The sequence below is a fragment of the Micromonospora sp. WMMA2032 genome (assembly GCF_002688545.1).
GTDB lineage: Bacteria > Actinomycetota > Actinomycetes > Mycobacteriales > Micromonosporaceae > Micromonospora > Micromonospora sediminicola.
On the sequence record NZ_CP024052.1, the window covers coordinates 3,712,548 to 3,726,118 of the forward strand.

The following is a 13,571-nucleotide window of genomic DNA, read 5'->3' on the forward strand; positions in this document are numbered from 1 at the left end:
CGGCCATTCTCTCCCCCCGACGCCTCCAGCGCGGCTGCGGCATGATGGGCAGCCATGGGAGCCGACGATCCGTACGTGACAGTCACCGAACCGACGTTCGTGGCGCGGTTCCTCGTCGGCCCCGACACGACCGAGGAGTCCGTGGCCAACGTGGACGTCTTCGTCGACCTTCCGGACGGCTCCCGGTGGGCACTGACCGTCTTCTCCCTCGCCGAGGTCCACCACCTGCTCGCGAGGTGGAGGGAGACCGGTGAGGTCGCCGGCGGCAGCTACTTCTGGGCCGTCGACCAGCTGATCGTTCCGGAGCCGGGGGTGTCGACCATGACCGCGGCCATCCGGGAACTCGTACGCAGCGGGGAACTCGCCAGCGCCGCAGTGCGGTGCGACGATCCGGACGCGTGAGCGCACGGCGGGAGGGCCATGGCCGGCGCGCACAGGCTCCACTCGACACGACGGCTCGCAGCGACCGGGACGGGGGCGGACATGGCCGAAGGCACCCGGACGGAACTGCTCGGCCGCCTGGCCGACGCGGTCGGAACCATCACCGTCGCGCACCCGGTCCGGGTCGCCGTCGACGGGCCGCCCGCCACCGGCAAGACCACGCTCGCCGACGAGCTGGCGGAGGTCCTGCGCGCACGGGGCCGGATCGTCATCCGGGCCACGGTCGACGACTTCCTCTTCCCCAGGGCGCTGCGCTACCGGCGCGGCGAGTACTCGGCCGAGGGCTGCTACGTCGACACCCACGACCACAGGTCGCTGCGCCGGGTCCTGCTCGATCCGCTCGGCCCGGGTGGGGATCGACGCTTCCAGCACGCGGTCTACGACCACCGCACCGACACGGTGCTCACCCCGCCGGTCATGACCGCCCCCGCCGACGCCGTGCTGATCGTCGACGGCGTCTTCCTCCTGCGGCCGGAACTGATCGACCGGTGGGAGCTGCGCGTCTTCGTGTCGACCGCGCCCGACCGGACCGTGGGCCGTGCGGTGGTCCGGGAGCGCCACGTGTCGACCCGGGCCGACGTCGAACGGCGGTGGCGCGAGCGCTACCTCCCCGCCCAGCGACTCTACGTCGCCCGGGCCCGCCCGACCGAGCACGCCGACGTCGTCGTGCACAACGACGACCCCGGGCAGCCGGCCTGGCAGACCCGAACCTCCCCCGCCCCGCGCTCCTCGGGTGGCAGGCTGACGACCATGGACAGGATGCGGGTGGCCGACTGGATCGCGGCGTACGAGCGGGCGTGGCGGACGCCGGGATCGGCGGCGCTCGCCTCGATCTTCACGGACGATGCGAGCTACCGGCAGGGGCCGTACCGGGAACCGGTCGTCGGCCTTCCCGCCATCGCCCGGATGTGGGAGAGCGAGCGCGAGGGACCCGACGAGGTCTTCGAGATGACCGCGGAGGTCGTCGCGGTCGACGGCGACACCGCGGTGGCACGGGTGCAGGTGCGCTACGGCGACCCCGCCGACCAGGAGTGGCGGGACCTGTGGATCATGCGGTTCGCCGAGGACGGTCGGTGCCGGTCCTTCGAGGAGTGGCCGTTCGCGCCGGAACGGACGACCACCGACGCCGGGTGAGGTCGGCACCGTTGCCCGGTCGTGTCACCCGCGAGACCTTCGCTGCCTACGCTCCGGGACATGCGATCCCGTGTGGCCACGACGGCGGCGACGGTGGTCACCGTGCTGTCGGGACTGCTCACCCTGCTCGGCTGTCTGAGTTGCCTGCCGTTCCTCGCACCCACCGCACCGTGTCCGAACGACACGGCGGACTCCTTCCAACAGGCGAGGATCGCCCTCTTCCTCCTCAGCGTGGTGATGCTGCTGGCGGCGGCCCTGTCGATCGCGCTCGCCTGGGGCGGCAGGTGGAGCCACTTCCCGAACCCCTGGCCGTGGCTCGCGGTCTCGGTGCTCGCCATGGTCCTGAGCGCGAGCATGACGATTCCGATCGAGCGGATCGGTTCGTGCTGAGGGTCGCCAGGTCACGCGAACACGCGCCGGTGGGACCGGCTGGCTGACACCGATCGCCCAGCGGCGGCGACTCAGGTCAGGCGCGCTTGGTGTGCGCGACGAACGCCGCCCAGCTCTCCGCCGTGAACGTCAGCGCCGGCCCCTGCCGGTCCTTGCTGTCGCGGACCCCGACCACGCCGGGCACGTTGTCGGCCACCTCGACGCAGTCACCGGAGTTGCCGCTGCTGCGGGTGCTCTTCCGCCAGGTCGCTCCGGTCAGCTCCATCGTTTCGCCGCCTCCGAGATCGCCGCCAGGGTCGCCCCGTGCGGCATCGCCTCCGCGCGGACGGACTCCCAGGTCTGCCGCAGCGAGTTTACGTCTGCTGTCCGCTCCACAATGGTGCCGTGCAACTGGTTGTCGAGGTAGCCCACATCGTCACCGTCCGCCGGGGTGGCGAGCACGAACGCGCCGTTCAACCCCGGGTAAGCCCCGACGGTCTCCGGCACCAGGTGCAGGTGGATCCGCGGTCGACGGCCCATCTCGACCAGATGCGTCAGCTGCTCCCGCATCACCTTCGGCCCGCCGACCGGGCGGACCAGGACCGAGTGGTCGAGCACCGCCACGAACTGCGGCGGCGCGGGCCGGTCCAGCACCGCCTGCCGAGCCAGTCGAGCGGCCACCTGCTGTTCCAGCGCCTCGCCGACAAGCGGGCTCGCACCTTCGTGCAGTGCCCGGGCATACTCCTCGGTCTGTAGCAGGCCCGGGACCACCAGCGGTTGGAAGCTGCGCAGCGCGGACGCCTCCTGCTCGATGCTCACCCACTCGCGGAACCACGGCATCAGCGCCTCCCGCACCAGCGCGTCCCGGATGCGGATCAGCAGGCCGCCGCCGTTCAACACCTCGTCGCAACGCTCGGTGAACTCGGCGCGCGGCGCGCGGCGGCACTGCTCGACGGCCGCGACCAGCGAGGCGGAATAGCTCACCCGCTCGCCCAGCGCCTCCTGGGTCAGCCCCGCATCCGTGCGTAGCCGCCGCAGCTCACCGGCGAAGAGGTCCCACAACGGCACACGGATCATCTGCACACCTCTGCACACGGCTGCACACGGAAGTCGGCCGGTCGGACGGCCGGGACGGTGGGGGCGGAACGCCTTCCGACCCTAGCCACGCGGTGACGACACTGTCACGCAGTGGAGCCGAACTCGTCCGGTTCCCGCTACCGAGAGGAGCGCCCGTGATCAGCCATCAGCTCGGGCAGCCACCGGACGGGCCGGCGGCGGACCGCCCCCGCCCGTACCCCCTGCACGCCACCCCGCACACACCGCTGCGTCCGATGTGGTGCTGCCGGGCCTGCGGCCGGCCGTGGCCGTGCCCGCTGGCCCGCCTGCTGCTCAGGAACGAGTACGAGGACAACCGGATCGGCCTGGCCATCTACCTGTGCGGGCTGCTCTACGAGGCGACGCGCGACCTCTACCGGCTCAATCCCGACGACGCGCCGTCGCCGACCGAGATGTTCACCCGGTTCGTCGCCTGGGGCCCGCACCGCCGCCCGATCGTCGCGCCACCCGGCGGGTGGTAGGCGTCATCGAGGAGGCAGCATGGCCTGCGCGATGGCGAGCGTGTGCTGGTACTCGCGCCAGTGGGCGAGCTTGCCGTCCCGCGTCCGCAGCACCCCGATGAACGGCGCCGAAGCGGTCACCCCGGTCGTCGTGTGCGTGCCGACCAGCTCGTATTCGACCACGATCACGTCGGGGTCGACGGTCTCGTGCACGACCACGTTGCGGCAGTCGTCGAACCGGACCGGGAACTCCGCCCGACCGGCTCGGGTCCAGTCGAGGACCTGCTGCTTCCCCTCGGTGCGCGTCGGGTGGCCGGGTGCGGCGAACGGCGTCTCGACCACCACGTCGTCGGCGAGGGAGTCCGCCTCGTAGGTGGGCAGGTTCGCGAGCCACCGGGCGCGCATGCGGTCGAAGATCTCGGTGGGCGTCATGTCCGCCTCCTGAATAATGAGCGATGACTCGACTTGCCTCCGACAATAATGAGTGGGGACTCACTTTGATAGAGGGATCGCCGCTACGCGCCGACGCGCAGCGCAACCGGGCACGCATCCTCGACGCCGCCGAGACGGTCTTCGCCGAGTTCGGCACGCGCGCCTCCACCGAGGAGGTCGCCCGGCGGGCCGGCCTCGCCATCGGCACGGTCTTCCGCCACTTCCCCACCAAGGACGACCTGCTTGCCGCGATCATGAAGCGGCTGCTCGCGCAGCTGGTCGAGGACGCCGGCGAACGCGACCTCTTCGCGTTCTTCGGGCATGTCGTGGCTCAGGCCGCGGCGAAGAGGACCGCCGTCGACCTGCTCGCCGGATCCGGGATCGACATCCGGGTTCCGGACGCGGTGGGCCACCTCTCGGACGCGGTGGGGCGGCTGCTGACCCAGGCCCAGGACGCCGGGGCGGTAGATGCGTCGGTCCGGCTGCCGGAGGTGATGGCGCTGCTGGCCAGCCTGTGTCAGGGCGCCCTGCACGGCGGGTGGGACGACCACCTGCAGGCCCGCACACTCACTGTTGTCTTCGCCGGCCTGAAGGGGTGTTAACAGGGGCCCCCTCCTATGCAGAATGCGTTAACAGGGGGCCCCTCCTTACATCTCAGCGCCAGCCGACGTCGATGCGGTCGCCGCGCTCGTCGAAGAAGTGCAGCGCGTCCATCCGCACCTGCACCGCGAGCGGGTGCCCGGAGGCCACCTGCGGGTACGGCGCCAGCCGCACCGCCAGCTCCGCCGGGCGGCGGTGGTGCCGGCCCGGGTCGGGCAGCACGCTGGTGCGGTTGCCACCGCCACCGCCGTTGGGCGCGGGGGCCGCGGCGGGCGCGGACTCCGCCGCGCGACCGGTCAGCCGCTGCATCACCTGACCGAACCGGCGCAGGCTGCGCTGCCCGGGAGCGGCCCGCTCGACCGGGGTGCCCATCTCGTCGACCACGATCGCGGTGGCGCCGATGTCGAGGAAGGCCAGCGACTCGTGGCCGTGGTGCTCCAGGTAGCGGATCCGGCCGTGCAGCACGTCGCCCGGGGTGTCCGGGGCGACCGGGGTGAGCGCCTCGGCCCGCATGCCGACCACGATCCGCTCGCCGTGGTAGTGCGCCACGGCCCGGCTGCGGATGTCGTCCCAGGGCAGGTAGAGCGCCTGCTCACCGAGGTTCAGCGCGACGTAGCGGTCGAGGTGGACGTAGACGGACGCCTCCAGCAGGTTCATCCGGGGGCTGCCCAGGAAGGCGGCGACGTAGAGCGTGGCCGGCCGGCCGTACACCTGGGTGGGGGTGCCCACGTCCTGGAGCACGCCCTTGCGCATGATGGCGACCCGGTCGGCCATGGTGAGCGCCTCGGCCTGGTCGTGGGTGACGTAGATGGTGGTGACGCCCAGCTCGCGGGTGAGGCCGGAGATCTCCGCCCGCAGTTCGGCGCGAAGTCCGCTGTCCAGGTTGGACAGCGGTTCGTCCATCAGGAAGAGGCCGGGGCGGCGCACTATCGCCCGGCCCATGGCGACCCGCTGCCGCTGGCCGCCGGAGAGCTGGCTGGGCTTGCGCGCGAGCACGTCGCCGATGCCCAGCGCGCCGGCCACGTCCTGGATCCGCTCGCCGCGCGGCCCGGGCTCGACGCCGGAGAGCCGCAACGGGAAGCCGATGTTGTCACCGACGGTCATGTGCGGATAGAGCGCGAAGTCCTGGAAGACCATGGCGATCTTCCGGTCCCGCGGCGGCAGGTCGTTGGCGAGTTCACCACCGAGCATGACCGCGCCGGAGGTGGGATCCTCCAGCCCGGCCACCATCCGCAGCACGGTGGACTTGCCGCAGCCCGACGGGCCCAGCAGCACCATGAACTCGCCGTCGTTGACGTCCAGATTGATGGTGTCGACCGCGATCGTTCCGTCCTGGAACACCTTGGTGACATCCTTGAGCGCGACGGTGGTCACCGTCACCTCCCCAGTCGCTCGCCCGAACCCGGCAATGACTGTGACCAGGATCATCGGATCCGCACATCGGGTAAACGTGCCATGTTCGTCTCGTGACAGTCCTATTAAGCGGTCTTCGCCGGACCTCACAGTTAAGTGACTGACCAGTAACCGCTTTTCACGCCGGTTCGTGGAGAAAGACGCGCCGCACCACCCGCTCGGCGGCATGCCCGTCGTCGAGCGCGCAGAACCGGTCCCGGAACGCCGCCCGCGCCCGCCGGGCCGTCTCGTCGTCGATCGCGCCGGAGCGGAACACGTCGAGCAGCCCGGGAAAGTCCACCGCCACCGCACCCGGTGGCTCGGCGAGCAGGTCGAAGTAGACGCCCCGGGCCACCCGGTAGGCGTCCCAGTCCGGGGCGTAGACCACGATCGGCCGGTCCAGCACGCCATAGTCGAACATCGCCGAGGAGTAGTCGGTGACCAGCACGTCGGCGGCCAGATAGAGGTCCTCCACCCGGTCGTGGGCGCTCACGTCCAGCACGCCGTCCGCCGCCGGTCCCCCCGGGTGACGCTCCCGGTCGTGGAAGTAGTGGCTGCGCATCAGCAGCCGTCCGGCGGGGCCGAGCACGTCGCGCATCCGGTCCGGGTCGAACGGTGGCCGCCAGCCGGGCAGGTGCTCGCGGTGCGTCGGCGCGTAGAGCACCACGTACTCGTCGGGTCCCAGGCCGAGCGCGGCGCGGGCCCGGCGGCACTCCTCGGGCGTCGCCCGGACCAGCCGGTCGTTGCGCGGGTAGCCGACCTCCAGCGTGGTGTAGTCCGCCGGGTACGCCCGCTCCCACATCTGCGTCGAGAAGCTGTTCGAGGTGATGCTGTAGTCCCAGCGGTCCACCCGGCGCAGCAGCCCGGCGAAGTTCATCCCCATCGCGCCGACCGGGTAGCGCTGCTGGTCCAGCCCCATCACCTTGACCGGCGTGCCGTGGTGGGTCTGCACGTGCACCGACCCCTGGCGCTTGCGGACGAAGTCCGGGAAGTTGACGTTGTTGACCAGCCAGTGCGCCCGGGCCAGCACCCGGTGGTACTCCCGCGTCCCGGCGACCACGTACTCCACCCCCGGCGGCAACGCGGCCACCCGGTCCCGCCGCACGATCCACACCCCGCGCACCTGCGGCGCGAGCCGTCGCGCGGCCTCGTAGACCGCGGCCGGGTTGCACGAGTAACCGCGGTACCAGTAGGCCGCGTAGACCGCCAGCATCGGGTCGATCGGCCGGCGCAGCTCGGCCCGGTAGTACTCGCGCAACGCGGTGTCCCGGGCCCGCCGGGCGGTACGCCGGACCACCGGCGCCACCCGCCGGCGGGCTCCCACGGCGGTCCGCCGGGCGACCTCCCCCGCCTGGTGCGCCTCGCGCAACGCGCTGAACGTCCGCCACCGACCGGCCGCCACCAGGCGGTGCTTGAGCCCCTCCACGCCCGGCGGAACCGGATAGCCCTCGGGCGGCCGGAAGCGGACGTAGTCGGCGTGCATCTGGGCGAAGAACGGGGCCCGCAGTTCGGGCGCGATCCGGTCGCCGTTGCCGAGCACGGTCAGGTGGTGCCAGACCATCCGCTCGAAGATCGCCGGCCGCAGCCCGGCCACCGCCGGCCCCCACCGGTCCATCAGCCGGAACACCCGGTGCCACTGGGCGAACACCTCGAAGTGCCGGTCGCCCCGGGTCCGGGTGATCGCCCCGGTGCGGCGCTGCCGGTAGTTCAGGCAGACCCGGTCCAGCACCCCGATCCGGTCGGCGGCCATCAACGCCGGATAGCTGAACGACACGTCCTCGTACCAGCCCGGCTCGAAGCGGAGCCCGCGTTCGACCAGGAACTCCCGGCGGACCAGGCGGTTCCAGGCGGTGTGCAGCAGCCGCAACGTCTCCGGCCGGTCCCGCAGCGCGAACGTGGTCGCGCCGGGCGGCTCCGGGAAGACGTCGCGCATGGCGCTGCGGGTGCCGACGTTGTTCCAGTGCGCCCGGACGTGGTCCACCAGCAGCACGTCCGGGCGAGTGTCGCGGAGCCGGTCGGCGACGTGCGGCAGGCAACCGGGCACCAGCCAGTCGTCCCCGTCGACGAACCACACGTACTCGCCGACGGCCCGGTCCAGCCCGATGTTGCGGGCCGGACCGAGCCCGACGTTCTCGGCCAATCGGACCGGGTGGACCCGGGGGTCGCGGGCCGCGTACTCGGCCAGGATCTCGCCGCTGTCGTCCGGGGAGGCGTCGTCCACCCCGATCACCTCGAGGTCGCCGAACGGCTGGTCGAGGATCGAGTCGAGACACTCCCGCAGGTAGCCCTGCACCCGGTAGGCCGGCACGACGAAGCTGATCAGCGTCATCCCGGCCCGCCCTCCGTCAGCCCGGCGAGCGCACACCCCCACGGGCACGGGCCGGCAGGACCACCCAGGCGAGGACCACACTCGCGACGAAAACCACAAGAAGGTACGTACCGAGTGTAGCCAGAGCGATACTCACAATTCCGGCGATCAGCGCGATCCCCAGGAGCAGTGAGCGTCCCTCCCAGCCCAGCGTGGCGGCATGCAGCGGCGGCGCCGACTGCCGCTTCTCCAACCGGGCGGTCAGGTCGTAGTGGTGCAGCGTGAGCACCAGGACGTACCCGAAGATCAGCCAGGCCGGCGCGCGCCCGGCCACCCCGACCGCGATGGCGAAGAGATACTCGGCGGCCCGCAGCGCGGCCGGCACCAGCCAGTCCAGCGCCCCGGCGTGCGGCGCCCGCGCGCCCTGCGCGGCGCCCAGCAGCAGCACGAGAACGAAGACCGCCGCCCAGCCGGGCAGGTCCCGCCCGCCGTGCACCGCCCACAGCGCCCAGACCAGCAGCGCCGCCGCACCGAGCGCGGCCACCACCGCTACCAGCAGCGGCCGGCGCGCGGCCGGCAGCGTCCGGGTCAGCAGGCCGTCGTCGCGGTGCAGGCCGGTGTCGACCGTGGTCAGCACCGGCACCCGCATCCAGCGCGCCCGCAGCGTCCGCAACGCCCCGGTGTACGCGAACGCCAGCGTCCCCCAGACCAGCACCGCGCAGAGCGCCACCAGCGGGCCGAACAGCGCGGCGGCCAACGCGATCAGCGCCCACCGCTCGCCGATCGGAAACACCACCGTCCGCTTCAGCCAGTACGAGACCGAGCCGGTGTCCGCCTGCACCCGGGTCGACGCCGCGTTCAGCTTCCCGCCGATGCCGCCCGCGTCCCCGGTCACCACCTTCGGCCGGCGCGCCGCCTCGTCGTGCAGCGCGCCGTACCAGGTGTCGGTCATGTGCCGCACGGTCTGTACCGTCATCGCGGCCAGCGCCAGCGCCCACCCGTACCGGAACCCGGCCTGCGTGGCCCCGTAGCCGAGGCCGGCGTAGACCACGTACTCCTTGAACCGGTCGGCCATGGTGTCCAGCCAGCCGCCCCAGGCGCTGAAGTGCCGGGTGTAGCGGGCCAACTGCCCGTCCACGCAGTCGAGCACGAAGCCCAGGTAGAGCAGGACCGCGCCGGCCACCAGCGCGGGCCGGCCGCCGACGCCGAACAGCACCGCCGCCGCCACCGCGAACGCCACCGACACCATGGTCACGCCGGTCGGGCCGATGCCGATCCGGGCGGCGGCCTTCGTCACGTACGGGGACCAGGTGCTGACGAAGAACGTGGTGAAGAAGTCGTCCCGCTCCTTCACCGACAGCTTCAGCTCGGCCCGGTCCTCGTCGACCGCCGCCACCTGCGCCTCGGCGGCCTGCCGCTGCGCCGCGTCGCCGGCCCGGTGCGCCACGAGCAGGCGTACCCGGTGGGCGAAGATCAGGGTGCCCCGGGCGGCGAGGTCGGCCACCAGCCGGTCCAGGTCGGCGAGCGGCCCGCCCCCGGCGACGCCGGCCCCGGGCGCGGACGCCGTTTCGGTCGGTCGCGGGTCCGGCGCGGACGCCGGAGCGGGGATGCCGCCCGCGGCCCGACGGGCGGCCTCGGCGAGGGCCGGCAGGTCGGCCGGGCCGACCCGCAGCGCGCCGCCGAACACGCCGGTCGCGTCCGCGACCGCGCCGGCCTCGACCACCTGCCCGCGCTCCTCGCGCACCGTCGCCTGCCCGGCCGCCGGCGGATCGGTGAGCACCAGCGCCACCGTCGGCCCGACCGGGCTGGTCGCGAGGTGCTTCAGTACGGCCGTGTGCGCCACCAGGTCGACGCCGCTGACCAGCACCGGGCCGGTCGCGCCGGCCACCAGGTCGGCCAGCTCGGCCAGGTCGGCGGCGATCCGCACGTCGTCCGCCCCGGCCCGGCGCCACTGCGCGGCCAGCCGGTCGGCCGGCGGTTCCCCGTCCTCGGTGGGGCGGCCCGCCGCCGGTCCGGCGGCGAGCACGATCGCGAGCGTCACCGCTGCGCCGCGTCGGCGTAGGCGGCCAGCGCCTCGTCGATCGTCCCGTCGACGATCAGTCGTCCGGCGTCGAGGTAGAGCCCCCGACGGCAGAACCGGGTGAGGTCCTTGTCGTTGTGTGACACCAGCACCAGCGTGCGCCCTTCCGCGAGAAGTCGCTCGATGGTCGCATAGCACTTCGCGCGGAACTCCGCGTCCCCGACCGCGGTCACCTCGTCCACCAACAGCACCGGGTGCGGCAGGTGCGCGATCACCGCGAAACCGAGCCGCACCTTCATCCCGGACGAGTAGTGCCGCACCGACGTGTCGATGGCGCGTTCCACCTGCTCACCGGCGAACGAGACGATCTCGTCGAAGTGCTGCCGCAGGTAGGCCGGGGAGAGCCCGTGCAGCCCGCCCACCAGGTAGAGGTTCTCCCGGCCGGTCAGGTCGCCGGAGAAGCCGGCGGAGAGTTCCAGCAGCGGCGCCACCCGGCCGCGCACCGCGATCGTGCCCTCGTCCGGGATGAGCACCCCGGCGATCAGTCGCAGCAGCGTGCTCTTGCCGGTGCCGTTGCGCCCCACCACGCCGACCGTCTCACCCGGCTCGACCCGGAACGACAGGTCGCGCAGCGGCCAGAACCGGCCGGCGTCCGGGTCGCGGGCGCCCCGGTGCACGATCAGCTCCCGCAGCCGCAGTTGGCGGCGCCGGTTGCGGACGAACCGGATGCCCAGGCAGTCCGCCTCGATGATCGCCGTCATTCAGAGTTCCTTCAGCACGGCCGGTTCGAGGCGGTGGAACGCCCACCAGCCGAGCACCAGGACGAGCCCGCTGCCCACCACCGTGACGGTGAGCAGCCGGGCGTCCGGGAACTCGTCCGGGTACCAGATCGCGTGGTGCAACTGGAAGATCCCGACCAGCGGGTTCAGCTCGTACGCGACCTTGAGCCAGCCCGGCATGCCGGAGTCCCGGACCAGGTTCAGCGGATAGATGATCGGGGTGGCGTAGAACAGCACCCGGATCACCAGCCGCATGGTCCGCTCGATGTCCCGCATCAGCACGTTGCCCGCCGACAGCAGCAGGGCCAGGCCCACCAGCAGCGTGAACTGCACCGCGACGGCCAGCGGCAGGGCGAGCAGGTTCCACCCCGGGCGGATCTTCCCGTGGGCCGCGTAGAGCGCCGCGACGGCGACCAGGATCGGCAGGCCGGCCAGATACTCGGCGAACCGGCCGGCGACCCGCCCGATCGGGAAGATCGGTCGGGGCAGGTTCATCGTGGTGATCAGCCGGGACTGCCCGGTGAGCGCGTTGGCCGCCTCGGTCAGCGCCGAACTGGCCCACATCCAGGCGAAGATCCCGGTGATCAGGAACAGCGGGTACGAACCGGCCGCCTCGCCCAGGTGCCGTCGGGTGGCGCCGGAATAGAGCACGCCGAAGACGAACCAGTAGATCAGGCCCATGCCCAGCGGCTCGATCAGCGACCAGAAGTAGCCCAGCAGCGACTGCTGGTACTTCACCGCGAGATCCCGCCGGACCAGGATGCGCAGCGAGGTGCGGGCGGACCAGAGCGCCGCGACGGCGGACGTCACCGGGCCATCGTCGCGCCGTTCGTCGTCGGCGTGGCGGCCGTCGACCGGCGGTCACCCCAACGGGGTCAGCACTCGATCACGTTGACCGCGAGGCCGCCCCGCGCCGTCTCCTTGTACTTGACCTTCATGTCGGCGCCGGTCTCCCGCATGGTCTTGATGACCTTGTCCAGCGACACGTGGTGCACCCCGTCGCCGCGCAGCGCCAGCCGGGCCGCCGTGATCGCCTTGATGCTGGCCACCGCGTTGCGCTCGATGCACGGGATCTGCACCAGGCCACCGACCGGGTCGCAGGTGAGCCCGAGGTTGTGCTCCATGCCGATCTCGGCCGCGTTCTCCACCTGCTCCGGCGTGCCACCCAGCGCCTCGGCCAGCCCGGCCGCCGCCATCGAGCACGCCGAGCCGACCTCACCCTGGCAGCCGACCTCCGCGCCGGAGATCGAGGCGTTCTCCTTGAACAGCACGCCGATCGCGCCGGCGGCCAGCAGGAACCGCACCACCCCCTCCTCGGAGGCGCCCGGGACGAACCGGGTGTAGTAGTGCAGCACGGCCGGGATGATCCCGGCGGCCCCGTTCGTCGGCGCGGTGACCACCCGCCCGCCGGCCGCGTTCTCCTCGTTGACCGCGAGCGCGAACAGCGTCACCCAGTCCATGGCCCGCAGCGGGTCGCTGCCCTCGCCCTCCGCCTCCAGGCCGCGCCGCAGCTCGGCCGCGCGGCGGCGGACCTTCAACCCACCCGGGAGTACGCCGTCGCGGGTGCACCCGTTCTCCACGCACTCGCGCATCACCCGCCAGATCTCCAGCAGCCCCGCGCGCACGTCCGCCTCACTGCGCCAGGACAGCTCGTTGGCGAGCATCACCTCGCTGATCGACAGGCCGGTGCGGGTGGTGACGTCGAGCAGCTCCGCGCCGGTGAGGAACGGGTGCCTCACCCGCGTGCTGTCCGGCTTGATCCGGTCCGCCCCGGCGGCCGCCTCGTCCACCACGAACCCGCCGCCCACCGAGTAGTAGGTGCGCGTACGCACCTCGTTCCCGGCCGCGTCGAACGCCGCGAACGTCATCCCGTTCGGGTGGTACGGCAACGAGCGCCGCCGGTGCAGCATGAGGTCCCGGTCCGGGTCGAAGTCGATCTCCTGGCTGCCGACCAGGCGGAGCCGCCGCTCGGCGCGGATCCGCTCCACCCGCGGCCCGACCGTGTCGGTGTCGACCGTCTCCGGGGCCTCGCCCTCCAGCCCGAGCAGCACCGCGCGGTCGCTGCCGTGGCCGTGGCCGGTGGCGCCGAGCGAGCCGAACAGCTCCGCCTGCACCCGGGTCACGTCGGCCAGCTGCCCGTCGGCCTTGAGGCCCGCCACGAACGTCCGGGCGGCCCGCATCGGCCCGACGGTGTGCGAGCTGGACGGCCCGATACCGACGCTGAAAAGATCGAAAACACTGATCATGGCTGCACTTTCCTCGCCGTCGTCCCCGTTGTGCGGATCCGAACCGGTGCGCGCCGTGTGCCCGCTCGGCGGGTTCGACGGCCCGGCGCCCGGGGTGTGGGCGCCCGACCGGCGAGCCTACCTCCCCAGCTCACTACCCGCCCCACCCCGCCACATGCGCCCCGCGGCCCGCGCTGAAGGACCCGAGCAGTCAGCCCCACGGTGCGCATCGACGAGCGTCGGTGGACGCGTCGGCGGGGGTGCGCCGGGGTAAGCACCTACGGGTGCCCGGGTCGCCGATCCTCCTCGGGGCCG

General features: G+C 72.5%; 14 protein-coding genes and 1 pseudogene. 6 read left to right on the forward strand and 9 right to left on the reverse strand.

The window, feature by feature from the left end; genetic code table 11:
* Positions 1-54 precede the first annotated feature (54 nt).
* From CO540_RS16935 to CO540_RS16945, 4 genes and pseudogenes are all read left to right on the forward strand, one after another.
* Positions 55-402 (forward strand): hypothetical protein, encoded by a 348-nt coding sequence (locus tag CO540_RS16935; protein ID WP_099162801.1) that lies wholly within the window; start codon positions 55-57, stop codon positions 400-402.
* Positions 403-483: 81 nt separating this feature from the next.
* Positions 484-1,149 (forward strand): annotated as a pseudogene (locus tag CO540_RS30380) (hypothetical protein); the annotation flags it as partial.
* Positions 1,150-1,200: 51 nt separating this feature from the next.
* The gene (locus tag CO540_RS30385) at positions 1,201-1,575 is read left to right on the forward strand and encodes a nuclear transport factor 2 family protein (RefSeq protein ID WP_253866750.1); all 375 of its coding nucleotides are present in this window, start codon (positions 1,201-1,203) and stop codon (positions 1,573-1,575) included.
* Between the two features lie 60 nt (positions 1,576-1,635).
* Positions 1,636-1,965, forward strand: coding sequence for a hypothetical protein (locus CO540_RS16945; protein WP_157779141.1), 330 nt, complete (start codon positions 1,636-1,638; stop codon positions 1,963-1,965).
* Positions 1,966-2,041: 76 nt separating this feature from the next.
* On the opposite strand, the gene CO540_RS16950 is transcribed toward CO540_RS16945, so the two are convergent.
* Positions 2,042-2,230: a DUF397 domain-containing protein gene (locus tag CO540_RS16950; RefSeq protein WP_099162804.1), complete on the reverse strand. Its 189-nt coding sequence runs from the start codon at positions 2,228-2,230 to the stop codon at positions 2,042-2,044.
* Positions 2,221-3,021, reverse strand: coding sequence for a helix-turn-helix transcriptional regulator (locus CO540_RS16955; RefSeq protein WP_099164799.1), 801 nt, complete (start codon positions 3,019-3,021; stop codon positions 2,221-2,223). Before CO540_RS16955 ends, CO540_RS16950 begins: the two co-directional genes overlap by 10 nt.
* Positions 3,022-3,176: 155 nt before the next feature.
* On the opposite strand from CO540_RS16955, the gene CO540_RS16960 reads away from it, so the two are divergent.
* Positions 3,177-3,521 (forward strand): hypothetical protein, encoded by a 345-nt coding sequence (locus tag CO540_RS16960; protein ID WP_099162805.1) that lies wholly within the window; start codon positions 3,177-3,179, stop codon positions 3,519-3,521.
* Positions 3,522-3,524: 3 nt separating this feature from the next.
* On the opposite strand, the gene CO540_RS16965 is transcribed toward CO540_RS16960, so the two are convergent.
* Positions 3,525-3,932 (reverse strand): nuclear transport factor 2 family protein, encoded by a 408-nt coding sequence (locus tag CO540_RS16965; protein WP_099162806.1) that lies wholly within the window; start codon positions 3,930-3,932, stop codon positions 3,525-3,527.
* Between the two features lie 65 nt (positions 3,933-3,997).
* Between CO540_RS16965 and CO540_RS16970 the strand changes: the two genes are divergently transcribed.
* A complete protein-coding gene (locus CO540_RS16970; protein ID WP_253865991.1) occupies positions 3,998-4,534 on the forward strand; it encodes a TetR/AcrR family transcriptional regulator in 537 nt (178 codons plus the stop codon).
* 52 nt (positions 4,535-4,586) lie between these two features.
* Here the strand turns inward: CO540_RS16970 and CO540_RS16975 are convergent, their stop codons facing one another.
* The 6 genes from CO540_RS16975 to CO540_RS17000 all read right to left on the reverse strand — a co-directional run bounded on the left by CO540_RS16975 (position 4,587) and on the right by CO540_RS17000 (position 13,277).
* Positions 4,587-5,906: an ABC transporter ATP-binding protein gene (locus CO540_RS16975; RefSeq protein ID WP_091584281.1), complete on the reverse strand. Its 1,320-nt coding sequence runs from the start codon at positions 5,904-5,906 to the stop codon at positions 4,587-4,589.
* 157 nt (positions 5,907-6,063) lie between these two features.
* A complete protein-coding gene (locus CO540_RS16980) occupies positions 6,064-8,253 on the reverse strand; it encodes a bifunctional glycosyltransferase family 2 protein/CDP-glycerol:glycerophosphate glycerophosphotransferase (RefSeq protein WP_099162808.1) in 2,190 nt (729 codons plus the stop codon).
* 16 nt (positions 8,254-8,269) lie between these two features.
* Positions 8,270-10,273 (reverse strand): DUF5941 domain-containing protein, encoded by a 2,004-nt coding sequence (locus tag CO540_RS16985; RefSeq protein WP_099162809.1) that lies wholly within the window; start codon positions 10,271-10,273, stop codon positions 8,270-8,272.
* Positions 10,270-11,013 (reverse strand): ABC transporter ATP-binding protein, encoded by a 744-nt coding sequence (locus CO540_RS16990; protein WP_099162810.1) that lies wholly within the window; start codon positions 11,011-11,013, stop codon positions 10,270-10,272. The genes CO540_RS16985 and CO540_RS16990 overlap by 4 nt, the downstream gene beginning before the upstream one ends.
* Entirely contained in the window at positions 11,014-11,841 is an 828-nt protein-coding gene (locus tag CO540_RS16995; protein ID WP_099162811.1) for an ABC transporter permease, read from the reverse strand.
* A 65-nt stretch (positions 11,842-11,906) separates the two neighbouring features.
* The gene (locus tag CO540_RS17000; protein WP_099162812.1) at positions 11,907-13,277 is read right to left on the reverse strand and encodes an L-serine ammonia-lyase; all 1,371 of its coding nucleotides are present in this window, start codon (positions 13,275-13,277) and stop codon (positions 11,907-11,909) included.
* Between the last annotated feature and the right edge of the window lie 294 nt (positions 13,278-13,571).

What these genes read in the sequence shown, in the direction of transcription:
- CO540_RS16980 (WP_099162808.1), bottom strand. Translation starts at nt 8,253, where the DNA reads ATGACGCTGATCAGCTTCGTCGTGCCGGCCTACCGGGTGCAGGGCTAC.
- CO540_RS16955 (WP_099164799.1), bottom strand. Translation starts at nt 3,021, where the DNA reads ATGATCCGTGTGCCGTTGTGGGACCTCTTCGCCGGTGAGCTGCGGCGG.
- CO540_RS16990 (WP_099162810.1), bottom strand. Translation starts at nt 11,013, where the DNA reads ATGACGGCGATCATCGAGGCGGACTGCCTGGGCATCCGGTTCGTCCGC.
- CO540_RS17000 (WP_099162812.1), bottom strand. Translation starts at nt 13,277, where the DNA reads ATGATCAGTGTTTTCGATCTTTTCAGCGTCGGTATCGGGCCGTCCAGC.
- CO540_RS30385 (WP_253866750.1), top strand. Translation starts at nt 1,201, where the DNA reads ATGCGGGTGGCCGACTGGATCGCGGCGTACGAGCGGGCGTGGCGGACG.
- CO540_RS16965 (WP_099162806.1), bottom strand. Translation starts at nt 3,932, where the DNA reads ATGACGCCCACCGAGATCTTCGACCGCATGCGCGCCCGGTGGCTCGCG.
- CO540_RS16945 (WP_157779141.1), top strand. Translation starts at nt 1,636, where the DNA reads ATGCGATCCCGTGTGGCCACGACGGCGGCGACGGTGGTCACCGTGCTG.
- CO540_RS16935 (WP_099162801.1), top strand. Translation starts at nt 55, where the DNA reads ATGGGAGCCGACGATCCGTACGTGACAGTCACCGAACCGACGTTCGTG.
- CO540_RS16950 (WP_099162804.1), bottom strand. Translation starts at nt 2,230, where the DNA reads ATGGAGCTGACCGGAGCGACCTGGCGGAAGAGCACCCGCAGCAGCGGC.